This is a genomic window from Martinezella rhizogenes (assembly GCF_007002745.1).
Classification (GTDB): Bacteria; Pseudomonadota; Alphaproteobacteria; order Rhizobiales; family Rhizobiaceae; genus Agrobacterium; species Agrobacterium cucumeris.
The window spans coordinates 515,247-539,435 of record NZ_SGNY01000004.1 but is presented as its reverse complement, the minus strand read 5'-3'; the positions used below and the strand labels follow the sequence as shown (position 1 = coordinate 539,435).

Genomic DNA, 24,189 nt, shown 5'->3' with positions numbered 1-24,189 from the left:
AATCAGCTCATCAACTTGATTTCTTTAGAACGAAAGTCGTCGTCGCCAGCAGCGCCGCCGCCCTCGTTCAGTGAGCGGACTTATAAATCCATCACCTCAAACAAGTCAACAGCACAAATCGGAAAAAATAAGAAAATCACTTAACTCATTGGTTTTCAACGATAGTTTGCGGACTTTCGCGAAAACTGGCGGATTTCCGTGCTTTTCTCGTCTGACGGCCAATGCGGCCGCGCCCTTTCGATAATAGGAGGATCCCGCCTTTGCTGATCTCAGTCGGAGGAAGGACTGAAGCGGGCGACCAGGGCATGGGCATTGCCGGGATAGGAGAAGCGCACATAGGTGACGGCGCCGGAGTTGCTCCAGGTTCGCCGCTCCACCACAAGGCAGGCCTGCCTGTCAGAGATACCCAGCAGACGGGCAATCTCCTTCGAGGCTATTTCGGCGCTGATCCGGTGTTCGGCATTGCTCCATGGAACATGGCCAAGCAGCCAGGGACCGGGCGCAATCTCGGTGAAGTCAGCATCGGCAGCCTCCGGCACGGCGGCCAGATTGATGAGACGCTGCTCGACGCAGAATTCCCGCATGCCTGCGAAATGGATGCAGATGATATCGAGCAAGGGTGCGCCAACGGAAACATCGAGACTTGCACGATCTTCGCTCTTTGCCGCACGCTGCGCGCATTTCAGGATTTTGAAACCGTAATCCAGACCAAGGGATTCCACCTCGGCCCTGATATCGTGAATTTCAAGAACGGCTGACTGGATCTGCGGCTGGCGAACGAAACTGCCTGATTTCTTGCGGCGTTCAATCAAACCCGCCTTGGCAAGTTGACCCATGACCTTGTTGACGGTCATGCGCGAGCAATCATAATGGGTGGCGAGATCGACCTCGAACGGCAACCGGTAACCCGGCGGCCATTCCCCCGAAACGATCCGGCCCTCGATCTCGCTGAGGATAAGCTGATGCAGGGTCTGCCCGGCCGATGCTTTCGTCACGTCCGTAATGCCTTTCCACACCGGCTCGATCTCGTTTCAGTGGAGCCCATATCAGCTATCGAGAAGTTCAGCCATGACCTTGTTGAAGCGCGCCGATATTTCACCGCGGCGGACATGGCGGCCGGCCTGCACCTGTTTTTCACCGCGCACCCAGACGGAATCGACATGGACACCGCCCGCGAATATCCACTGGTCGAGAATCTGGGATGCAGGAAGATAGGACACAGCCGAGATATCCAGTGCGACAAGATCAGCGCTTTTTCCCTTTTCTATTGCATTATGTGATGCCAGGGCCCTGCCGCCGCCTGCAAGCGCCCGCCGGAACAGTTTTTCACCGGTGGAGCCTCCGGCATCGGCAATGACGTTCCGCGCGCGTCGCGACAGACGCTGCGAATATTCGAGTGTCCGCAATTCTTCCGGCAGGGAGATGAGAATGTTGGAATCGGAGCCGACGCCATAATACCCCCCTTCCGTGATAAAATCCGGAGCGGGGAAGATGCCGTCACCGAGATTGGCTTCGGTGATTGGGCAGAGGCCCGCAACGGCACCGCTTTTCGCCATGCGGCGCGTTTCGGCCTCCGTCATATGCGTGGCATGGATAAGGCACCAGCGATCATCGACCGGCGCATTCGCCAGAAGCCACTCAACCGGTCGCGCTCCTGAAAAGGCGAGCGAATCTTCGACTTCCTTTGTCTGTTCCGCCACATGAATGTGGATAGGCCCACCTTTTGCCAGGGGCTCGATGGCCGAAAGCTCTTCGCCGGTTACGGCGCGCAGGCTGTGCGGCGCGATGCCCAGGGCGGCACCCGGCAGGGATTTAACCACTGCCTGCGCGCCCTGCATCAGTCTTTCGTAACTGTTGAGTGAATGGATAAAACGTTTCTGCCCGTCGATCGGCGGCTGCCCGCCAAAACCGGAATGCGCGTAAAAGACCGGTAGCAATGTCAGGCCGATACCGGTTTGTGCGGCGGCCGCACCGATGCGTTCGGCCATTTCGGCGATATTGCCGTAATGCGAACCATCCCTGTCGTTGTGCAGATAATGAAATTCCCCGACCCGGCCGAAACCGGCTTCGAGCATTTCCATATAAAGCTGGGCGGCAACCGCCTCTACATGGTCAGGCGTCATGGAGAGCGCAAATTTATACATGACGGTGCGCCAGCTCCAGAAACTGTCATCGGCCGGCCCGCGAATTTCGGCAAGCCCGGCCATGGCCCGCTGAAAGGCATGGCTGTGGAGATTGGGCATGGCCGGAACGATGACGGTATGGCGTTCATCCTGCGGCTGAGGCGAAACGCCGGTTTCGACCGATGAAACAACGCCGCCATCGCAAACAATGCGAACGTCCTGCACCCATCCCCCGGCCATCAATGCCGTGCCCGCGTGAATTGCCGTCATGCCACCCTCTCCTCTTTTCGTTATGGGCAAGGCCATTTCAGACATGAAATTGCGGCTTGCCAAGCCGATTATTATGTATATACATTTAAGCCATAAAGGAAAGGCGAAAAGCAAATGCCAGGGAACAAATCCGTAAAGGGAGCGGCAGCGGGAAACACCACGACCTTGTGGCGCAACGCCCGGCTGGCGACTTTTGATCCAGCCATGCAAGGCATTGGTACGGTCGAAAATGCCGTTATTGCCGTGCGCGGCGGCCGCATCGCCTTTGCCGGCCCGGAAAAGGATCTGCCTGCCGATCTGGCCACAGCCGATGAGATCACCGATTGCGGCGGGCGCTGGGTCACCCCCTCCTTGATCGACTGCCATACTCATCTCGTCTTCGGTGGCAACCGGGCGATGGAATTCGAAATGCGGCTGAATGGCGCGACCTATGAAGAGATCGCCAAGGCAGGCGGCGGCATCGTTTCTTCGGTGCGCGATACGCGCGCCGTTTCGGAAGACGCTCTGGTGGCTCAGGCATTGCCACGTCTCGACACGCTGCTGGCCGAGGGCATCTCCACCATTGAAATCAAATCCGGTTATGGTCTCGATATAGAGACTGAACTGAAAATGCTGCGTGTTGCTCGCAGGCTTGAAACGCTGCGGCCGGTGCGGATCGTCACCAGCTATCTGGCAGCCCATGCGACGCCCGCCGAGTATAAGGGCCGCAACGCCGATTACATTACCGATGTCGTTCTGCCGGGGCTGGAAAGAGCCCATGCCGAAGGGCTGGTGGATGCGGTGGACGGCTTTTGCGAAGGCATCGCCTTCTCCGTCGCGGAGATCACCCGCGTCTTCGAAAAAGCACGGCAGCTTGGTCTTCCCGTCAAACTGCATGCCGAGCAGCTTTCCGATCTTGGCGGGGCAAAGCTTGCCGCCTCCTATGGCGCACTTTCGGCCGATCATCTGGAATATCTGGATGAGACAGGCGCAAAGGCGCTGGCGAAAGCGGGAACCGTGGCCGTGCTTTTGCCCGGCGCCTTTTATGCGCTCCGGGAAAAACAGGCCCCGCCGGTTCAGGACCTGCGCGATGCGGGCGCAACAATCGCGCTGGCAACGGATTGCAATCCCGGCACCTCACCGCTGACTTCGCTGCTTTTGACCATGAATATGGGTGCCACGCTTTTCCGCATGACCGTGGAAGAGTGCCTTGCGGCGACGACGCGCAATGCCGCCAAGGCGCTTGGCCTGCTTGCGGAAACCGGCACGCTGGAGGCCGGCAAATCCGCCGACTTCACTATCTGGGATATCGAGCGCCCGGCCGAACTTGTCTACCGCATCGGTTTCAATCCGCTCCATGCCCGCATTTTCAAGGGACAGAAGGTTTCGTCATGACCATGAAGACCATCACGCTTCACCCCGGCAATGTAGCCCTTGCCAACCTCGCCGATATCTACTGGAACAATGGCGCTGCGAAGCTCGACCCCTCATTCGACGCGGGCATAAAAAAGGCGGCGGCGCGCATAGCGGAGATCGCCGCTGGCAACGCGCCTGTTTATGGCATCAATACCGGTTTCGGCAAACTCGCTTCCATCAAGATCGATGCGGCCGATGTGGCGACACTACAGCGAAACCTTATCCTGTCGCATTGCTGCGGTGTGGGCGCTCCGCTTCCTGAAAATGTCGTGCGGCTGATCATGGCGCTGAAGCTGATTTCACTCGGCCGCGGCGCCTCCGGTGTACGGCTGGAACTGGTGCGGCTGATCGAGGCCATGCTGGAAAAGGGCGTCATCCCGGTCATCCCGGAAAAGGGCTCGGTCGGCGCCTCCGGCGATCTTGCGCCGCTCGCCCATATGGCCGCCGTGATGATGGGCGAAGGCGAGGCTCTTTATCAAGGAGGGCTTCTGCCCGCCGGCGAAGCGCTTGCGAAAGCCGGGCTGACACCGGTCGTTCTCGCCGCCAAGGAAGGCCTGGCGCTGATCAACGGCACGCAGACCTCGACGGCGCTGGCGCTGGCCGGTCTTTTCCGTGCCCATCGCGCCGCACAGGCCGCATTGATTACCGGCGCACTTTCTACGGATGCCGCCATGGGCTCATCGGCTCCTTTCCATCCTGATATTCACACCCTGCGCGGCCACAAGGGCCAGATTGATGCCGGTGCGGCGTTGCGTAATCTGCTGGAAGGTTCGGAAATCCGCGTCAGCCATATCGAAGGTGACGAGCGGGTGCAGGATCCCTATTGCATTCGCTGCCAGCCGCAGGTGGATGGCGCCTGCCTTGATCTTCTACGGCAGGTGGCACGCACGCTGGAAATCGAAGCCAATGCGGTGACCGACAATCCGCTGGTGCTATCAGACAATTCCGTCGTATCCGGCGGCAATTTCCACGCCGAACCAGTGGCCTTTGCCGCCGACCAGACGGCACTTGCCATCTGCGAAATCGGCGCGATCGCCCAGCGACGCGTGGCACTACTGGTCGATCCGGCCCTTTCCTACGGTCTGCCCGCCTTTCTTTCCAAAAAGCCGGGTCTGAATTCCGGCCTGATGATCGCCGAAGTGACGTCCGCCGCGCTGATGAGCGAGAACAAGCAGATGGCGCATCCGGCCTCGGTGGATTCCACACCGACCTCCGCCAATCAGGAAGACCACGTGTCCATGGCCTGCCATGGTGCTCGTCGCCTGCTGCCAATGACCGAAAATCTCTTCGCCATCCTTGGGATTGAAGCCCTTTCCGCCATCCAGGGCGTGGAGTTGCGTGGACCGCTGAAAACCAGCCCGGAACTGCAAAAGGCGATTGCCGTGCTGCGTGCATCAATCCCCTCGCTGGAAGAGGACCGTTATATGGCGCCGGATCTGAAGGCGGCAGCTGACCTGATTGCTACCGGCGCTCTGGTTTCCGTGATTTCGGATGACATTTTGCCGAAGCTGGAGGTTTGAGATGACAAGCCAATTGTTTTCCTCCGTTCCGGTCGGTGCGTTGGGGTTACCCTCTCTGCCCGGCAGTGCAGAAGGAGCTGATCAATGAAAACGCCTTTCTCGCTTCACCAAGGCACCTCGCCGATCATTCTCGGGCTGCCTCACACCGGTACGGATGTGCCGGCTGCGATTTGGGATCGCCTCAACGATAACGGCAGGATTCTCGCCGATACCGACTGGCATATCCATGAACTCTATGAAGGGCTTCTCGATAACGCGACAACCGTAAGGGCGACCTTCCACCGCTACGTCATCGATGCCAACCGCGACCCGGCCGGAGTGAGCCTTTATCCGGGCCAGAACACGACGGGACTGGTTCCGGAAACCGATTTCGACGGCAAGCCCATCTGGAACGAGGGGCAGCAACCGGATGACGCTGATATCGCCTATCGGCTGGAAACCTTCCACGCGCCCTATCATGCAGCCCTTGCAGCGGAAATCGAGCGGGTGAAGGCCATTCACGGCATCGCAATTCTCTATGATTGCCATTCGATCCGCTCGCATATCCCCTTTCTGTTCGAGGGTAAGCTGCCGGATTTCAACATCGGCACGGATATGGGCAGGACCTGCGATCCGACGATCGAAAAAATTGCCGTGGACGTGACCGCTGCCGCTGACGGTTACGACAGCATTCTGAACGGCCGCTTCAAGGGCGGCTGGACGACCCGGCATTATGGAAAACCGGAAGCCGGCGTGCACGCTATCCAGATGGAGTTGGCGCAATCCACCCATCTCGCCAGTGAGGTACCGCCTTTCGCCTATGACGCGCAAAGGGCGGAACGCCTGCGCAACCATCTCAAAACCATTCTCACGCGTATGGAAAATTTCGCGCTCGAGACGCAACGATAAGGGGAAATCACATGGATAATCCGCGCCACAATATTCGCGAAGTCCGCGCGCCGCAGGGCAATGAGCTGAACGCCAAAAGCTGGATGACGGAAGCGCCGCTGCGCATGCTGATGAACAATCTCGACCCTGATGTCGCCGAGCGGCCGCATGAACTGGTGGTTTATGGCGGCATCGGCCGCGCCGCCCGCACCTGGGAAGATTTCGACCGCATCGTCGCGACGCTGAAGGATCTGACCGAGGACGAGACCCTCATCGTGCAGTCTGGCAAACCGGTTGGCGTATTCCGCACCCACAAGGATGCGCCGCGGGTTTTGATCGCCAATTCCAATCTCGTGCCGCATTGGGCCAACTGGGACCATTTCAACGAGCTGGATAAGAAGGGGCTCGCCATGTACGGCCAGATGACGGCCGGTTCGTGGATTTACATCGGCACGCAGGGCATCGTGCAGGGTACTTATGAGACCTTCGTCGAGGCCGGCCGCCAGCACTATGGCGGCAACCTCAAGGGCAAATGGATCCTCACCGGCGGTCTTGGCGGCATGGGCGGCGCACAGCCGCTGGCCGCCGTCATGGCAGGGGCCTGCTGCCTAGCCGTCGAATGCGATGAAACCCGCGTCGATTTCCGTCTGCGCACCCGTTATGTCGATGCAAAGGCACACACACTGGATGAGGCGCTGGCACTCATCGACCAATGGACCAAGGCAGGCGAAGCAAAATCCGTCGGCCTGATCGGCAATGCGGCAGAAATCTTCCCTGAACTGTTTCGCCGTGGCATTCGCCCCGACATGGTCACCGACCAGACCTCGGCGCATGATCCGATCCACGGTTATCTGCCGGCCGGCTGGACAGTTGCCGAATGGCGCGCCAAGCAGGAAAGTGACCCGAAAGCAGTCGCCGCTGCCGCCCGCGCCTCGATGAAGGTCCACGTGCAGGCCATGGTCGATTTCTGGAACGCCGGTGTTCCGACGCTCGATTACGGTAACAACATCCGCCAGGTCGCCAAGGATGAAGGGCTGGAGGACGCTTTCGCCTTCCCCGGCTTCGTTCCCGCCTATATCCGTCCGCTGTTTTGCCGCGGTATCGGCCCGTTCCGCTGGGCGGCACTTTCGGGCGATCCGGAAGACATCTACAAGACTGACGCCAAGGTGAAAGAACTGCTGCCTGACAACAAGCACCTGCATAACTGGCTGGATATGGCACGCGAGCGCATCGCGTTTCAGGGCCTGCCGGCGCGTATCTGCTGGGTCGGGCTTGGCGACCGCCATCGTCTGGGCCTTGCCTTCAACGAAATGGTGAAGAACGGCGAGCTGAAAGCGCCTGTTGTCATCGGTCGCGACCATCTCGACAGCGGTTCCGTCGCCTCGCCCAACCGCGAAACCGAAGCCATGAAGGACGGTTCGGATGCCGTGTCGGACTGGCCGCTCCTGAATGCGCTGCTCAACACCGCTTCCGGCGCGACCTGGGTTTCGCTGCACCATGGCGGCGGTGTCGGCATGGGCTTCTCCCAGCATTCCGGCATGGTCATCTGCGCCGATGGCACCGACGATGCCGCTCGCCGGCTTGAGCGTGTGCTCTGGAACGATCCGGCAACCGGCGTCATGCGCCATGCCGATGCCGGTTATGAGATCGCCGTGGATTGCGCCAAGGAGCAGGGCTTGCGCCTGCCTGGCATTCTCGGCAATTGATTCGTGTTTGGCCGGAAATGCGGAAGGCGTTTCCGGCCAGCACCGTGCGGAGTTGGAAAATCATGACCCTGTTGCGCGCAAGCGATTACAAACGCATGCCCTGGAAAAATGGCGGTGGCGAAACCGTGGAAATCGCTATCTTCCCGCCAGCCGCCTCCGTGAATGATTTCGATTGGCGAATCAGCATGGCAACCGTTGCAACCGACGGACCATTTTCGATTTTTCCCGGCATAGACCGCACCCTGTCCATTCTTCAGGGCAATGGCATGGCGCTTGCGATCGCAGCCAACGAGCCACTGTTGCTGACGATGGAGAGTGCCCCCCTGCCCTTTTCGGCGGATGTTCCTGTCAATGCGACATTGCCCGGCGGCCCGATCGTCGATCTGAACGTCATGACCCGCCGCTCGGCTTTCCGCCATACCGTGCAAAAGCGCTCCGGCACATTTTCCGCGACAGCAGAGGGTGTCACGACACTCATCCTCGCGCTCGATGCGCTTGTGGTCTCCAGCGGAGATGAAAAAGCCAATCTCGATCGGCTGGACAGCCTGTTGATCGAAAACAGCAGGCCTTTCACTGTCGAGCCCGATCAAAATACGGGCGCGGTTTTCCTCATTACACTTCAGCCCCTCTGAAGCGACCGCACGCCTGGAGTAATTCCGCTTCTACTGGAAAAGCCTAGTCCAGACCCAGCGGATCGGCCACACGGGGCCAGAGCTTGAGGCTCGCTTTGCGATAAGCAGTTGTAGCCGGATCGGTCGGATAAGAGGTCGGTGCCGCGATATAGACGATCTCCGAGGCGACCGGCGCAAAACCCGCATGGAAGTGATTGGTTGACTTGACCAACAGGACGTCTTTTTTAGCGAAATCGATCCCGAGATTGGAAAAGATATCCGGCTCATAAGTTTGGGTGCGACTGGTGATGAGGATGATATCGATCTCTGTGCCAACGGGCCGGACAACGGCAGCGCGGCCAAGCGTGACGCGGCTGTTGCGGAAACTCTGCCAGCCGGCCTCAACGGTGCGCATCACTTTTATGCGGAAGTCGAGCGGCTCACCGCCCTCGGGGCTGGATTTGCCGCCGATGCGCAGATCGATCTCTGCCCCCTCGCCCGCGGCGTGACAGAAAGAGACCGCAATCGGGTCCCAGATCGTTGCGACACCGATGTTATCCATGCCGCGCTCCACCATCCGCCGCAGGATATAGGTGGCATCACCCGCAACGCCACCACCCGGATTGTCCCATATATCCGACACCACCACCGGCTTGTCCGGATTGCCGCTGCGAATGGCAAGTGCCTTGTCGAGGCCTGACTCCGTATCCAGCATGGGCATGGCGGTCAGTTTGCGCATGGCATAGAGTTCATGGCCGAGCTTTTCGGCCAGCGCATCGCCCTTCTCCCTCTCTCCATCTGTAACGACGACAATCCGCGTGCCCATATCCGGCACATCGCCCGCCATGAAACCGTGGATGACCGAAATCGACAGGATGCCGTCCTTGCCTTCCATCGCCTTCAAACGGTCCACATAAGACCGCATCGGCTCGCGGCTGGTCGGATAAATGGTGATCATGCGGCAATCGAACGTGGAAATGACCGGTTTGATCTCACCACGCAGGGTACGCAGCGCCAGTTCAACGACATGCTCGCCGCGTTCTTCGAAATCGGTGTGGGGAAACTCCAGGAACGTCGCCATGAGGTCGAGATTTTTAACTCGCAGCGCCGTCAGATGGCTGTGCGGGTCAAATTCCGCCGCGATCAACACGTCGGGCCCGACCATTGCGCGCACACGCGACAGAAAATCACCTTCCGGATCATCATATCCCTGCGCCACCATTGCGCCGTGAAGACCAAGAACGACCGCATCAACCGGCAGCGCTTCCTGGAGCTCCGCAAGGATAGTATCGCGCAGCGTTTCATAAGTCTGGCGCTGGATGAGACCTGCAGGCTCCGCCCAGCAGGACGTGCCCTCAATCACCGTGAACCCTTCCGCCTTGCCGCGACGCCGCAGGATTGGCACCGGCGAAGAGCAGAGCGTCGGTGTTTCCGGATGTTCACCCGGCCCGGCATAAAAAGCCGCGCGGAAAGCATCCATATCCGTCGGGACGGGCGAAAACGTGTTGGTTTCGGTGGCGAGCGACGCCGTGAATATACGCATTTTTGTATTTCTCGTTACCGGGACTGCTTTACGCAGTTTTCTGTCCCTTAATATGATTAGCCGGGTAATCTTACCAGACGGTACCACGTGCGGCCACGTCTTCAACCCGGGTCACAAGACCGTTTCGATGAAACACCATCCTGTCGAAAAGGTTGCTGACGACGCAGGTATGGTTCGGCACGACCTTGACCACATCACCGATTTCCGGCCTGCCGGACGTGCAGCCGGATAGATCGACAACTGCATGTTCTTCCGAAAGCGAGATGATTTTTGCACCCTCATAACCTTCGATCAGCCCGTAATCGCTGAAACCAAGAAGATCGGAGGTCAAAGCCTTGGAACCGCAATCGAGCACGGCTCGATCGGGCGTGGGCCGCGACACCACAGTGGCGAGAACATGCATTGCCAGATCACCAGCCGCACAATGACCGGCGCGCAGCATGGCGCGGTCATTATAGACATAGGTACCCGCCCGGTGTTCGGTTGCCGAAGGCACAAGGTGTGCGGCGTAAAAATCCGGTGAACCGCCGCTGGAGCGCACAGGGCATTCGATGCTTTTCGCCGCCAGCAGCGCCATTGTCTCGCCAATGAAACTCTCGACCTTTTCAGCGCCGCCCGGTGCCGGATAGGTCAAAATGCCTTTGAAAACGAGACCCGGAGCCGCATTGATCTTTTCTGCAAGCACCAGGGCGGCTTCCGGCGTCTGTACGCCACAACGCTTTCCGCCGGTATCGCATTCGACAAGCACGGCGAGCGGCTTTTCCGTATCAAATGTGCCAGCAAGGCCAGCAATCGTCGCGGCGCTGTCGGCAACGACACTCAACCGGCCAATACGCGCATTCAGCGCCTTTAGTCGCGACAATTTTGCTGCGCCAAGAATATTAAAGGTAATCAGGATGTCGTCGAAGCCGGCATCCGCGAAAACTTCCGCTTCGCTGACCTTCTGGCAATTGATGCCGATCGCGCCGGCCTGAAGCTGTTGCCTGGCGATAGCCGGGATCTTGTGCGTCTTGATGTGCGGTCGGAAGGCCTTGCCATGCTCATCGAGATAGGATTGCGCCTTGAGAATATTGGCCGCAAGCCGATCTTCATCGATCACCGGCATCGGCGTTGAAATCGCATCGAGTGGTGTGCCCTCTTCAGGCCAGGGATAGGTCATCATATGCTCTCAAAGCCATAAAAATCAGATAGTTAAGCCAATGGCTTATAAGCGATAACGTCCATTTCCACCTTTGCATCGACCATCAGCGGCGACTGCACGGTGGAGCGAGCCGGCGGATGATCAATGAAATATTTCTGGAAAACAGCGTTGAAGCTCGAAAAGTCGCGGGCATCGTCCAGCCAGACATTAACCTTCACCACATCGGCAAGCGTGCAATCGGCAAGCGCCAGAACATCCTTGATATTGGCTACAACCTGCTCGGTCTGTGCCACGATGCCGCCGGTCACCACTTCCCCGTCAATAGTCGGCACCTGCCCGGAAACATAGACAAAATCGCCGGCCCGAACGGCCTTGGCAAATGGTCGACGTTGGCCGCCGGCCTGATTATCAGCCGTTGCGAATCTTACCAGCTTCTGCTTTTCCATTAAAACCTCGCAAATAATTTTCATCATTATCGCATTTTCCGGAATTTATAGCCGGTTTTACGGCAACATTCCATAAGCGATGTAAATTATTTAGCAAACTGGAGGAAACGCGCCTGTCACGCCATTGCCAGCACGAAATCGCTAATCCGGCCTTACATCAGGGATGAGCGCTATTCTCGAGAATTCAACTCTTGCTGCAAGAGCATTCGATAGGTTCCCATCCACCACTCCTAGGCAAGTGGTTCCGACCCGTGCCTTCGGGCTTGGAAATCAACAACTGTTCGTTCGTTAGCTATTCACGAACTGGGAAAGTTTGCCGCGGCTAACACCAGGGATGGTCAATCCGGAGACGACCAGCGGCGAACAAACATTCCTCGAGCACAGTTGATGTTTCCGATATTTCATATCAGCAATTTACCCCTTCGCTGACACCCTGTCCGTGACGTGTTGCGCAATTTTTTGCGCCTGTACGCGAATATCCGGCACGGCGGTTATTTCCCACAAACGGCCCGCCGTCAGCGCGCCAGCGGCGAAGAGGCCGGGCCAGCTTTGTCCATCCGCTCGCAACAGGCGAGACTCGTCGTCCACCTCGACGCCGAGACCCAGAGGATCCAGCAGAAGCACACCGTCGTTCCTCATATTTTCCAAGAGGCGCGAATGACCAATGCCCGCTCGCTCCATACCGGTGCAATTGACAACCCAGTCCACCTGCAGCTCTTTCGATATCTGCGTATGCCGGCGGCGGTAGCGCAAGGTAATGCCTTCATCCTGCTCTTCAACGGAGTTCAGATAACCCGCGTGGACTTCCAGAACATCATCCGCAAGCAGTTTCTCAAAAGCCGCATGAACCTCCGGCGCGATGCGGTGCCGGTGAATATTCCACCAGGGAAGTGCATGCCGGAGAAACCTGCTTCTTTGAGCAACCGTGAGAACTTGCCAAAGCGACTGCGTTCTCGGCCGCAATCCATCCATCACCGTCCGCCATGGCGCGCCGTCCCTCACCTGTTTGCGCAAAGACTGTAACAGGCGGCTAATCTCAGTGGTTTCCTCTGGTAATATCGGATCGACGGGAGGCAAAGGGGGGCTGATATGCGGATGCGGCACAAGCCCGCGACGGGACAGAACATGGATTGGCCCCGTGTGCCCTTTTCCCCGCAGGGTCAGCACCTGATCAATCATCGTCAACCCGGAACCGAGAATACAGACGCGGTCGCCCGTCTTAACCTTCGACAGCCATCCCGGCTGCCAGCAGTGACCGATGATCCGCTGCGCCCTGCCCTCGTCATTCGCGACAGTTTGCACCGGCAAACTGGCCGCCCCGACACCCACACACAGAACAACGTTTTGCGCGCGCATGGTCTCACCGTTTTCGAGCACGAAGGTGAATCCGCCCGCATCGGCAGGGCGACAGGTGGAAGCCTTGGCCCGAATGAAATCCACCCTTGCTCTCTGTTCCCGACTCCTCAACAGGGTGGCCAATCTATCTCTCAGATAGAGACCATAATCTCCGCGCGATGCAAACAATAGAGGATCGTCCCCTATCCCGCTTTCCTTCAGCCAGTCGACGAAATCCTTCGGGCGGTCAGGAAAGACACTCATGCGTCCAGCCGGGACATTCAGCCGGTGATAGGGTAGTTCGGTACGATAGGCTGTTCCACGCCCAAAGTCAGACTCGTCGCCAACAATAACGATCGAGGCCTTCGCTGGCAGAGAAGAGAGAAGATGGGCGGCAGTACAGATGGCAGCGAAGCCGGACCCGACGAGAGCAACATCATAGGACATTCATTCCTCCAACCTGCGACAGTATGAATAGCCACCCGGGAGCGCGCGGCCCAACGATACTCTAGTCAATGAGTAGAGATTAAACGCCTGCGAATGTCCACCCTTCACTTTTCCCCACTGCGTCTGGTCGAAGGTCAAACATCTCTATATCCGCTGCGGAAAGTTTGCCGCGGCTAACTCCAAGGGCTTTGAATCGCCGACGGTCGGATAGTCGGCAATCGCTCCCGCCGACCAATATTAAAGAAGTTAGCCGCGGCTAACCGTCAAACTGTCACAAAAACCAAATGTGATTCTTCCACAATGCTTTAGCGGCACTTTCGCAACCGGGAAAAAAGCCTATTGCGCCGAAAAGAGAATCGGCGCTTATATCTCAGTTGCGGAAAAAACCGCCTTTTTCGAAAAAAACCGCCACTGCGATATCGAGCGAAAGAAGACAAATGACACAGAGTGCCGACTCAAGACGTGCTGCAGGGGCCCCCGACCTGACGGGCCTTATACAACAGCATTCGGCTGCACTGTCAGCCCAATTGCAGGCGCATAATGCAAATACATTTTCACCCCACACCGAAAAGAGCATGCGACATTTCTCGCCTGCCGAAACCGCGCGGCTGATTGGAATTGGCGAGGCTTATCTTCGCCAGATCGCAGCTGAGCGTCCGGAACTTGACGCGGCACAGGCCTCAGGCCGCCGCTCCTATTCCGTTGAAGACATGCATGAGATCAGAAAGCTTCTCGATCAGGGCGCACGTGGCACACGCCGCTACCTGCCTCACCGTCGTGACGGCGAAGAACTCCAGGTTATCGCCGTCATGAATTTCAAGGGCGGCTCCGGAAAGACCACGACGTCGGCGCATCTGGCGCAATATCTGGCGCTGCGCGGTTATCGGGTTCTCGCAATCGACCTTGATCCTCAGGCCAGTTTGTCCGCTCTCTTCGGTCATCAGCCGGAGATCGATGTCGGCCCGAATGAAACACTCTATGGCGCGATCCGCTATGACGAGGAACGCCGTCCGATCGCCGAGATCGTTCGTGGCACCTATATTCCCGGCCTTCACATCGTTCCGGGCAATCTGGAGCTCATGGAGTTCGAGCACGACACGCCTCGCGCACTGATGCGTCGCGCTCCGGGTGACACGTTGTTTTTTGCCCGCATCGGTCAGGCAATCGCCCAGGCCCAGAATTTCTATGATGTCGTCGTGATCGATTGCCCGCCGCAACTCGGTTACCTGACGCTTTCGGCATTGACGGCAGCTACCTCGGTTCTCGTCACCGTTCATCCGCAGATGCTGGACGTCATGTCCATGAACCAGTTTCTCGCCATGACCGGCGATCTGCTCGCCGAAATCGGCCGGGCAGGTGCGCGATCCGATTATAACTGGATGCGTTATCTCATCACCCGGTTTGAACCCAGTGACGGCCCGCAAAATCAGATGGTTGCTTTCCTGCGTTCGATCTTCGGTGAAAACGTCCTCAATCATCCGATGCTGAAGAGCACGGCTGTCTCTGACGCCGGGTTGACCAACCAGACGCTTTTCGAGGTCGAGAGAACCCAGTTCACCCGCTCGACCTATGATCGCGCGCTGGAAGCCATGAACAATGTAAACGCTGAAGTCGAAGGACTGATCAAAAAAGCGTGGGGTAGGGCAGCATGAGCAGAAAGCAGATTTTCGCAAATCTAGGTACACCAGCTACCGACAACAACGACGCAGCTACTGAGCGGGCGCGGCCACGCATCAGGCCCATCCTTGGTTCTCCCGATCTGGTGACTGATGTTGCCAACTCACCGGTTGGTATGATCGGCCAGTCCCTGAACGAAGTTTCTGAACGTGCAAAGCGAGCTGAAGAGATCGAAAAGCGGCTCGCCGAGGGTCTGACGATCGTTTCCCTCAATCCTGCCGATATTGATCCTTCGTTCATACCGGATCGTATGCCGGCTTCCGAAGAAGCGGATGCAGGTCTGGTGGAAGCCATTCGCGAGCAGGGACAGCAGGTTCCCATTCTGGTGCGCCCGCATCCCGAGTTTCCGGGCCGCTATCAGGTTGCCTTCGGTCATCGCCGTCTGCGTGCCGTCTCGAGCCTTGGTATCCCGGTCAAGGCCGTCGTTCGCGATCTTAGTGATGAACAGCTGGTCGTGGCACAGGGACAGGAAAACAACGAGCGTCGCGATCTCACCTATATCGAAAAGGCGCGCTTTGCCCAGAAACTGCAGATGCGGTTTCCCCGTGATACGATCATGGCGGCAATGTCGCTGCATAAAGGCGATCTTTCCAACATGTTGTCAGTCGTCGGCCGCATTCCGGAGGATCTGGTCGATCTTATCGGTCCCGCGCCCAGCGTCGGTCGCCGTAACTGGATGGATCTTGCCGATCAGCTTTCCTCGTCGCAGGTCAAGGAAGCTGCCCGCGCTTATGTCAAGGAGCCTTCCGTTGCGGCGCTTGTCTCCGAAGACAGATTCAAATCACTTCTGGATTTCCTGAAGCCCAAAGCCCAGGCGAAAAAAGCCGGTGTCTGGTCGTCGGAAACCGGTGGTCGATTGGCAAAGGTGGTTGAGAGCGACCGCAAGCTGGATATCTCGATCGATAAGAACGAAGCCCCGGAATTTGCCGAGTTCGTTCTGGAACATCTTCAGGCGCTGTTTGCCGAATACCGATCCAAGCAGTGATTTTTAACTCGAACGACTAACAGGAGACGCATTACAAAAGAAAAAAGCCCCCGAACGTTGCCGCACGGAAGCCTTTCTTTGATCTAAGCAACCAAAGAATCTCATTTCCGCGAATCATAGTCAAGAGTCTTGGCATCGAATTTTTCGGTGAGCGATTTTCTTTTGCCTTGTGAAAGGTGAAAGACATGGACAGCACACATGTAACGACGCCCTTTGGGCGGCGAGCGATGTCGTTTGGCGTTCTCGCAACTCAGTTTGCCGCACAGAAAAACATTAAAACCGAAGCGGTCGATAAATGGAAACTCTATCGTTCGGTCTGTGAAGCAAGACCATTGCTCGGCGTGACCGATCGCTCGCTTGCGGTTTTGAACGCGCTTTTGAGTTTCTATCCGAAGAACGAACTCTCAAGCGAAGCCGGTCTGGTCGTCTTCCCGTCCAATACGCAATTGTCGCTGAGAGCCCATGGTATGGCCGAACAGACGTTGCGCCGGCATCTCTCGGCTCTCGTCGAAGCCGGTCTCATTATCCGTAAAGATAGTCCAAACGGAAAACGCTACGCCCGCAAGCACAGGGGAGGGGAGATCAGCGAAGCCTATGGTTTCTCGCTGGCGCCGCTTCTTGCCCGCAAGGCGGAAATTGAAGACCTGGCTGAACGCATCATTCGCGAGCGGCTCGATCTTCAACGGCTTCGCGAAAGCATCAGCCTTTGCCGCCGTGATATCCAGAAACTCTGCGAAATGATTGCCGCCAGCGGCCAGACTGAACCAGTCGAAGGATTTCAGACCCGCTACAATGCCGTTGCCCGCTCGCTTGGCCGCAATTCAAAACCCGCTGAACTCAAGGAAATCGCCGGTTTTCTGGCCTCGATACGCGCAGAAGTGACCAACTATCTGGAAAATATTGAAAAATCCGAAGATTTGAGCGGCAATGACTGCCAAAATGAGCGCCTCATAAAGAATTCAGAATCCGAATCCATATCTAAACCGCAAGATTTGCGTGAACCGGCAACCGTTCCACCCGTCGCAAACACCGCAGCTCAGCCAGCATATGCCGCACCTGCCAGTGCAAACACTTCGCCACCACCGCTCAAGTCTGTTGTTCATAAGCAATTTTTTGTTCCTGATATTGTTTTGGTTTTGAAAGCTTGCCCGGATATCTCGCTCTATGCCCCAGGCGGCGCGGTGACGGGCTGGCGCGACCTGGAGGTGGCAACCTCCGTCATCAGAACCATGTTCAACATCAGCCAGTCGGCTTATCAGGATGCGCTTACCGCCTTCGGTCGACAGGGAACGGCGGCTATCCTTGCCTGCCTGCTGCAGAAGGCGGAGCAGATCAGCTCGCTGGGTGGATATCTCCGCAATCTGACCCGGAAGGCACAGGAGGGTGGTTTTGATCTTCAAGCCATGCTGCTGGCGCAGCTGCGCGGTCGCACAGACAAGCTGGAGGCAACCATGCGAGCGTAAAACCTGAACCGCCGGGGAAATGGCGATAGCTTGCGAAAAAGCCAGTCCACAGGTAGATTTGCACTGTTTTCAGAACCCCAGAGAGATTCGCGGCAAGGCTGCTGTTAAACACACCAGCATTCAGCCAACGAGAACTCCTATGGTTAATGCAAGGTAATGAAAGTTAAATACCACTTAGCTTTCGTTTGCGTTTTTCAACGATTGGTTTCAATCGCTTGAGTCCGAGGTGTTTTGGTCGCCTAGCGGTACCGATTGGGTCATATACGTGTTATTTTCGGTCTCATTCCCCCGCAAAAAGCAGAAGGGGGAAGCCCTTTAACTGGCGTCCAAAACTGTTGCTCACGATGTTTTGGTAGCGGCCAGAGGCAATCATTTTGCAGACGATTGCTGGCCGGAAATGCAGGCACAAATCGGCAGGATTGAACCTTCGACGTCATTACGTCGTTTCCGCCTGATTGTTGAAAAGGAACGCCGCGCCCATGATTTTCCCAGACGATATGGAGCTGGCCGTTGCTCTTTATATGGCGGACAATGCCTTGCCCCGGCACGTGGCGATTGAGACGCTCTTGAAAGCGGAGCTCGAAAGCGCTGGCTATCTGACTGGAGGCACGGGCCGGCCGCCTGAAATTGTCGATGGGCAACCAAGCGCTGATTATGTGCAATATCGCAGCTATCTCGACGGAGAGGCCTGACAGCGTCGGAACAAAAACGGGTGCAGGCTGTTTATGGCGCAAATAATTACGCCAGGGATAGACCGATGTTGCCCAAGTCAATTTTTCTCGCCGCATCCTTCATCTGCGTGACGGCGTTGCCGGTAGTTGCTCAGCCCATCGAGGTCAGCACGCTGGAGCATGATAATGCCCGGAACGTCACATTCTCTGATGCATCTGCCGCACCCGATTATATTACGGACGTCCTGGGCAGGAAGATAAGAATGGTAGGGCCGCGCTTTTATCCAGACAGTGCGCGCGCGCTCGAGTTTCCCGGGCGAACTTCGAGCCTAGATAGATCTGGCGTGGACGCTGATCTCTCACAACGATGAGAGGGGGAACAGCAGCGACTTTATAGTTCACGAACAGGCGCAGAAGCAGAATGGGAACTGAAACAGAGATCTCCGCGTGCACGCCGGCTGCGGAAAGCTGGATCAGGCGAGAAGGACAGGACGCTGAAAAGGCGACTTTCCCCGAGTTGTTTTTCGATCTGGTTTTTGTCTTCGCGCTCATCCAGCTCTCGCATGCATTGGCAAAGGATTTCGGGCCAACGGCTGCGCTTGAGGCAGGCATCCTGATATTGTCGTTATGGTGGCTGTGGATACACACCACCTGGATCACCAATCTGCTGAATACGGAAAAGGAGCCGGTCCGGATTCTCCTCTTTGTCCTGATGTTCGGTGGGGTTCTGCTGGCCATCGCTCTGCCGGAAGCTTTTGCGGAACAGGGGTTCGTTTTCGCCCTCATCTACAGCACCATGCAGGTGGGGCGGAGCCTTTTTGCGCTCTATGCTTTCAAGGGAGAAGACCGGCAGTCGTTTCTGGTTTTCGTGCGCGTGACGATCTGGCTCGTCATATCAAGCCTGTTTTGGCTGGCCGGCGGACTGCTCGATCTAACGGACCGTATTCTCCTATGGGGTGTGGCACTGGCGATCGAATATGCGGGGCCGGCCTGCCGTTATGTGGTGCCGGGTGTGGCATCCAGCGACGAGGACCGGCTGCATCTTTCCGGCGAACACCTGGCGGAGCGCTGTGCTCTGTTCGTGATCATCTGCCTTGGCGAAACCATTCTCACCACCGGCCGCACGGCCACCGAATATATGAATTCGACCCTAACATTCATTGTTTTCTGCTCGGCCTTCGTCAGCACCGTAGTGATGTGGTGGATTTATTTCCATCACGGGCAGGAGGAAGCGTCCAGAAAGGCTGAGAACGCCGAAGAGAAAGCGAAGATCGCCCATAATCTTTTCAACTATGGCCACCTTCCCATCGTGGCGGGCATTATCCTGACGGCTGTGGGAGAGGATTTCAGCCTTTCCCACGCCCGGGAGGACGCAACGTTGAGGGAGGCCATCGCTATTCTTGGCGGCCCGGTTTTGTTTCTGGCCGGTAATATCGGTGTCAAGATTGCCGCCACTTACCAGCGGCCCGTCTCGCATTTTGCCGGTTTGGTGGCGCTCTGCCTGCTTTTGCCGGTGCCGGGCATACCGCTCTATATTCTGCAACTGGCAAGCACGGGCGTCCTGCTGCTCGTTGCCGTGTGGGAGTATCTGGCACTGAAAAAATCAGTCGCCAACGCCTGAGCTTTCAGGCCCCGAGCTTTCAGACATTGACGAAATTACGCGCCCGGTCGTGCCACAGCCGCAGGCTGCGGGCATAGGCCTCTTCAAATGGCATGGTCATGTCGTTGACCAGCATCAGCGCGATTGCAGCTGTGGAGATGATGGTGGTTTCCGCCCTTTCGTCTCTGGCTGCCCCCGTCCAGACTGCCCGCCAATATTCGAAGGTGGTGAACATGGTCGGCATTTCGGCGGGTGGCGTTTCGCGGGCTGGAATGACGAATTCCACATCCTTGCCTTTGGAAAGGCCAAAAATCCGGGTGCTGCGAAACGGTGTGAATTGCGCAAAATCCCGCGTATTGCCGAGAATGGCGAGGTTTTCCACCGAAAGCAGCCGCGCAGTGTCGCGGTGAAGCTCCTGATAGGAGGGGCGGGCGACACCGATGATGGCGCTTCTGGCGCGCAGCGGATTGAGAAGATGCACGACCGTATTGAGCGGCAGGCGCATTTCCAGAATGCCGTGCAGGCCAAGCAGGCTCTGGAACTGCAGAGACAGGCCGCCAATCGGCAAATAGGCGATCCGTTCCGAGGCTGTGGCCTCGGCCGCCTGCGAAAGGGAATGGCAGAGGGGAATTCCACAGGCTTCAGCTGCAAGTTCGAGCTTGCCGCCATTTTCTCCCTGACCCACATGGCCGTGTAACAAAACGCTGTATCCCGCCATGGAAACGAGGCGGGCGGAATGCAGGAACCAGGGTGCGTCACGATGTTTGGGCGACATATAGGCCGGCCAGTCGAGATCAACGGCGGCAGGCCGCTGACGGTCTCTTTCTATATGCTGCCACATGGCTTCAATGAAACCGGCAAGCTCCGCTGCGGTCCCACCGCGATAATGCATGGTTGCAAGCAGCGCCCCGATTTGGATCGGATCGGCATTGCCGTCGAGAATGATCGACAGCGCATCCATCGCCTCCTCTTGGCTGAGCGGGCGGCTATTGCCGATGCCCATTGCCGAGGTCGCGATATATTTGGCAAGCCGCTGCTGCGGATCGGCATTGTGGCCGATACGGGCGAGACGATCAGCGATGTTTTCCGGTGTCGGCTGGCCTTCCAGCGCAACGCTCGGGCGAAGTGAAAGCGGTGGCGCCTTCATCAGCAACGGCCGTTCCCAGCCACTTTTGTTGGCAGCGGCGGGTAGTTCCGGTTTCTCCCGTGAGTAATCGATCAGGTTATCCGCTTCCGCTGCCAGCGAGCGGATCCGCAACCGCATGTTCTCGGCAAAGGGGGTCGGACGCAGGCCCTGGCCGGTGCGTAAAAACAGCTGGTCCCCGTATTTCTCCCGCAGCTGCTGCAATATGCGGCTCATCGAGGAAACAGGCATTCCCATACCGGCCGCGGCTCGGCTGACACTGCCTTCCCGCAGCAACGCGTCGAAAGCGACAAGTAATTTCAGCTGTCCAAGCCTGTCTGGCTTTGTCGGGGAAGCTGATTGTTCTTTTCTCTTGCCGGTTGTCATCTTGCGATTTTTTTACTCCGCCGCTGAGTGGAGGAGCCCTTTTTGCAATTTCTGGAATTTAGAATGGTTCGAAAACAAACGCATTGCGCCCGCACTCCCTCCTAAATAAGTGGGGTTAAATTCTCAAGTTAAATGCGGGGGCGTAACATGGAATTGAAGTACCGCGGCCGGAACAACGCCGCGACAATAATAAAGGCCGGTCTTTCGGCAGCAATGGCCGGAACGGCGCTGGGCTTTGCTCTGCCCGTTTATGCGCAGCAGGCATCCGATGGAACGACGGTTCTCCAGCAGATCGTCGTCACCGCATCCGGCTTCGAGCAGAATGTGAAGGATGCGCCTGCCAGCATCACCGTTGTCACGCGCGAGGATCTGGAAAAGGGATCCTATCGCGATCTGACAGATGCTCTGCGTGAAGTGCAGGGTGTATCTGTCACCGGCATCGCCAATGAAAAGGATATTTTCATTCGCGGATTGCCCGGCGCTTACACGCTGGTCCTCGTTGACGGCAAGCGGCAGAGCACCCGCGATGCCCGCACTAACGGTAACTCCGGTTTCGAACAGAGCTTCGTGCCGCCGGTTTCGGCGATTGAGCGCATCGAGGTCGTGCGTGGGCCGATGTCCTCGCTTTATGGTTCGGATGCGATGGGCGGCGTCATCAACATCATCACCCGCAAGGTCGGCGATGTCTGGTCCGGCTCCGTCACCACCGAGGGTACGGTTCAGCAGCATTCCAAATTCGGCAATAGCGGCCAGGTCTCCTGGTATGCCAATGGGCCGATCCTGAAGGACCAGCTGGGCCTGCAGGTCTGGGGCAGGGGCTTCACACGCGGCGAAGATAGCGTCCTCAACGGCACCACGGGCGCCAAGGAATATGACTTCAACGGCCGTCTGACGTTTACGCCGAATGAAGACCACGACATCTATCTCGAAGGTGGCAAGACGCGGCTTCGCCGCAGCGCCGAACCCGGCGACACGCTGGCGGCGACTGACGCCAACGGCACCTACAACACCAATACGCGCGACCATTGGTCCTTGTCGCATACCGGCCGGTGGGGGCCGACCACATCTGAATTCTCCTTCCAGCAGGAATGGGCCGAGCGCACCAATTTCACCCGAAATATCCGCACGGGGCGCGTGACCGAAAATCCGCGCTCGCCGGAAGTGCGCAACACCGTTCTGGACGGCAAGTTCACCACGCCCTTCGAATTGTACGGAAACCACACGCTGGTGACCGGCGGCCAATATTTTGAGGCGCGTCTTACGGACCAGAACCCGGGACGTCGCACCAATCTCGACGAAACCTTCTCGGCGACCCAATGGGCGCTTTTTGTCGAGGATGAATGGCGGATTGTCGATAATTTCGCGCTGACGGGCGGTCTTCGTCTGGATAACCACGAAAAATACGGCAATCATTTCAGCCCGCGGCTTTACGGCGTCTGGAGTGCGACGGAGGAGCTGACCATCAAGGGCGGCATTTCCACCGGTTTCCGCGCCCCTGAAATCCGCCAGGTCGCGCCGGGTTATGCCTATACGACCGGCGGCGGTGGTTGCACCTATGGTCCGAGTGGCACTTGCGGCGTGATTATCGGCGATCCTAGCCTGGAGGCGGAAAAGAGCACGAGCTACGAAGTGGCCGCACTTTGGGACAATGGCGATGTCGCGCTTGGCGCTACCTATTTCTACACCGATTTCAAGGACAAGATTTCCAACGCGCTGGTGCTCAATCCGGATGGAACGCCTGCCCGCTGGAGCGAGGACCGCAATTATCGCCTCTGGTATAACTACAATATCGACGATGCGGTGATTCAGGGTGTGGAGCTGACCGCAACCTGGTACGCCACGCCGGAACTGACGCTGCGTGGTAACTATACCTACACACATTCCGAACAGAAAACCGGCGATTATGAAGGTTTCCCGCTGGCGCGGACACCGGAGCATATGGCCAATCTGCGGGGTGACTGGGTGACACCGATCGATGGTCTCGAAGCCTGGGCCTCGGTCAACTATCACGGATCGGAAATCAATGCCGGACCGCGCATCGGCACCAATGGTACGCCGGTGACGATCAATGGTATGGCCGGGCGCAAATATGAGGCCTACACCACCCTTGATATCGGCGCGAAATATGCGGTTGCCGAAAATGTCGATCTTAACGCTGCAGTCTACAACGTCTTCGACAAAGATGTTGGCACTGACGATTTCAACACTGTCATGGAAGGCCGCCGTTTCTGGATCAGCATGACGGCCAAGTTCTGATCACGCTTTGTTTGCAGGATCTGAAGGGGCGCCCACCGGGCGCCTCTTTTTTTACCATTCACCTATTGACCTCAACTATAGTTGAGGAATTATACCGGCTGCTCTTCAACGAGTTTCCGCGTTTCCGAGCGGAAATCGTTCCGGAAACAGGAGCCAGAATGGAAAGTACCGTGTTCAAGCACAGCCTGACGGTGGGGGAGGTTGCCCATCGTAGCGGCGTTGCGGTTTCCACCATCCATTTTTACGAAGCAAAGGGCTTGATCGAGGGCTGGCGGACTGCCGGTAATCAGCGCCGTTATCATCGTGCCGTCCTTCGGCGTATAGCCATCATCCGCATCGCCCAGCGGGCCGGTATCCAGCTCAGCATCATCAGGGATGCGATGGCGGATTTGCCACAGGATCGGGTAGCGACGGCGGCGGACTGGCGACGGTTCTCACAGTCGTGGCGGGAGATGCTTCAGCTTCGCATCAACAATCTGGTGATGCTGCGCGACCAGCTTACCGGCTGCATCGGTTGCGGTTGCCTTTCTTTGGACGATTGTCCGCTACGCAATCCGAACGATGTCCTGGCCGATGACGGCGCAGGTCCGCGCCGTCTCGTACCCGGTGAATGAGGGATATTT

The 24,189-nt window shown here is 57.5% G+C and carries 19 protein-coding genes; 12 read left to right on the top strand and 7 right to left on the bottom strand.

What is annotated here, in order from left to right; translation table 11 throughout:
* Positions 1–269: 269 nt before the first annotated feature.
* Entirely contained in the window at positions 270–995 is a 726-nt protein-coding gene (hutC, locus tag EXN68_RS15735) for a histidine utilization repressor (RefSeq protein WP_237681414.1), read from the bottom strand.
* Between the two features lie 51 nt (positions 996–1,046).
* Complete coding sequence (locus tag EXN68_RS15730; protein WP_142841753.1) at positions 1,047–2,393, bottom strand: formimidoylglutamate deiminase; 1,347 nt, start codon at positions 2,391–2,393, stop codon at positions 1,047–1,049.
* A gap of 114 nt (positions 2,394–2,507) precedes the next feature.
* On the opposite strand from EXN68_RS15730, the gene hutI reads away from it, so the two are divergent.
* From hutI to EXN68_RS15705, 5 genes are all read left to right on the top strand, one after another.
* On the top strand, positions 2,508–3,767 hold the full coding sequence (hutI, locus tag EXN68_RS15725) for an imidazolonepropionase (RefSeq protein ID WP_142841752.1): 1,260 nt from the start codon (positions 2,508–2,510) through the stop codon (positions 3,765–3,767).
* Positions 3,764–5,308 (top strand): histidine ammonia-lyase, encoded by a 1,545-nt coding sequence (gene hutH / locus EXN68_RS15720; RefSeq protein WP_142841751.1) that lies wholly within the window; start codon positions 3,764–3,766, stop codon positions 5,306–5,308. Before hutI ends, hutH begins: the two co-directional genes overlap by 4 nt.
* A gap of 84 nt (positions 5,309–5,392) precedes the next feature.
* Positions 5,393–6,196 (top strand): N-formylglutamate deformylase, encoded by an 804-nt coding sequence (gene hutG, locus EXN68_RS15715; protein WP_142841750.1) that lies wholly within the window; start codon positions 5,393–5,395, stop codon positions 6,194–6,196.
* 11 nt (positions 6,197–6,207) lie between these two features.
* Positions 6,208–7,881, top strand: coding sequence for a urocanate hydratase (hutU, locus tag EXN68_RS15710; protein WP_142841749.1), 1,674 nt, complete (start codon positions 6,208–6,210; stop codon positions 7,879–7,881).
* 62 nt (positions 7,882–7,943) lie between these two features.
* Positions 7,944–8,513: a HutD/Ves family protein gene (locus EXN68_RS15705; RefSeq protein WP_142841748.1), complete on the top strand. Its 570-nt coding sequence runs from the start codon at positions 7,944–7,946 to the stop codon at positions 8,511–8,513.
* Positions 8,514–8,556: 43 nt separating this feature from the next.
* Here EXN68_RS15705 and EXN68_RS15700 read toward each other — a convergent pair whose 3' ends face one another.
* From EXN68_RS15700 to EXN68_RS15685, 4 genes are all read right to left on the bottom strand, one after another.
* Positions 8,557–10,035 carry a M81 family metallopeptidase gene (locus tag EXN68_RS15700; RefSeq protein WP_142841747.1) on the bottom strand — a complete coding sequence of 493 codons (1,479 nt, stop codon included), beginning with the start codon at positions 10,033–10,035 and terminating at the stop codon, positions 8,557–8,559.
* Between the two features lie 70 nt (positions 10,036–10,105).
* Positions 10,106–11,194: a D-TA family PLP-dependent enzyme gene (locus EXN68_RS15695; protein WP_142841783.1), complete on the bottom strand. Its 1,089-nt coding sequence runs from the start codon at positions 11,192–11,194 to the stop codon at positions 10,106–10,108.
* Between the two features lie 32 nt (positions 11,195–11,226).
* Positions 11,227–11,622, bottom strand: coding sequence for a RidA family protein (locus tag EXN68_RS15690; protein WP_142841782.1), 396 nt, complete (start codon positions 11,620–11,622; stop codon positions 11,227–11,229).
* Positions 11,623–12,036: 414 nt separating this feature from the next.
* On the bottom strand, positions 12,037–13,404 hold the full coding sequence (locus EXN68_RS15685) for an FAD/NAD(P)-binding protein (RefSeq protein WP_142841746.1): 1,368 nt from the start codon (positions 13,402–13,404) through the stop codon (positions 12,037–12,039).
* Between the two features lie 437 nt (positions 13,405–13,841).
* Between EXN68_RS15685 and repA the strand changes: the two genes are divergently transcribed.
* The 5 genes from repA (at position 13,842) to EXN68_RS15655 (ending at position 19,821) form a co-directional block, all read left to right on the top strand.
* A complete protein-coding gene (gene repA, locus EXN68_RS15680) occupies positions 13,842–15,056 on the top strand; it encodes a plasmid partitioning protein RepA (protein ID WP_142841745.1) in 1,215 nt (404 codons plus the stop codon).
* Positions 15,053–16,066, top strand: a complete 1,014-nt coding sequence (repB, locus tag EXN68_RS15675) for a plasmid partitioning protein RepB (RefSeq protein ID WP_142841744.1) — start codon at positions 15,053–15,055, stop codon at positions 16,064–16,066. Before repA ends, repB begins: the two co-directional genes overlap by 4 nt.
* Before the next feature lie 185 nt (positions 16,067–16,251).
* Positions 16,252–17,529 (top strand): plasmid replication protein RepC, encoded by a 1,278-nt coding sequence (repC, locus tag EXN68_RS15670; protein ID WP_142841743.1) that lies wholly within the window; start codon positions 16,252–16,254, stop codon positions 17,527–17,529.
* Between the two features lie 479 nt (positions 17,530–18,008).
* Positions 18,009–18,221, top strand: coding sequence for a hypothetical protein (locus tag EXN68_RS15665; RefSeq protein ID WP_142841742.1), 213 nt, complete (start codon positions 18,009–18,011; stop codon positions 18,219–18,221).
* A 400-nt stretch (positions 18,222–18,621) separates the two neighbouring features.
* Positions 18,622–19,821: a low temperature requirement protein A gene (locus tag EXN68_RS15655; RefSeq protein ID WP_142841740.1), complete on the top strand. Its 1,200-nt coding sequence runs from the start codon at positions 18,622–18,624 to the stop codon at positions 19,819–19,821.
* Between the two features lie 19 nt (positions 19,822–19,840).
* Here the strand turns inward: EXN68_RS15655 and EXN68_RS15650 are convergent, their stop codons facing one another.
* Entirely contained in the window at positions 19,841–21,310 is a 1,470-nt protein-coding gene (locus EXN68_RS15650) for a glycosyl transferase family protein (protein ID WP_142841739.1), read from the bottom strand.
* A 147-nt stretch (positions 21,311–21,457) separates the two neighbouring features.
* On the opposite strand from EXN68_RS15650, the gene EXN68_RS15645 reads away from it, so the two are divergent.
* Entirely contained in the window at positions 21,458–23,566 is a 2,109-nt protein-coding gene (locus EXN68_RS15645) for a TonB-dependent receptor plug domain-containing protein (RefSeq protein WP_142841738.1), read from the top strand.
* Positions 23,567–23,724: 158 nt separating this feature from the next.
* A complete protein-coding gene (soxR, locus tag EXN68_RS15640; RefSeq protein ID WP_142841737.1) occupies positions 23,725–24,180 on the top strand; it encodes a redox-sensitive transcriptional activator SoxR in 456 nt (151 codons plus the stop codon).
* Positions 24,181–24,189: the final 9 nt, after the last annotated feature.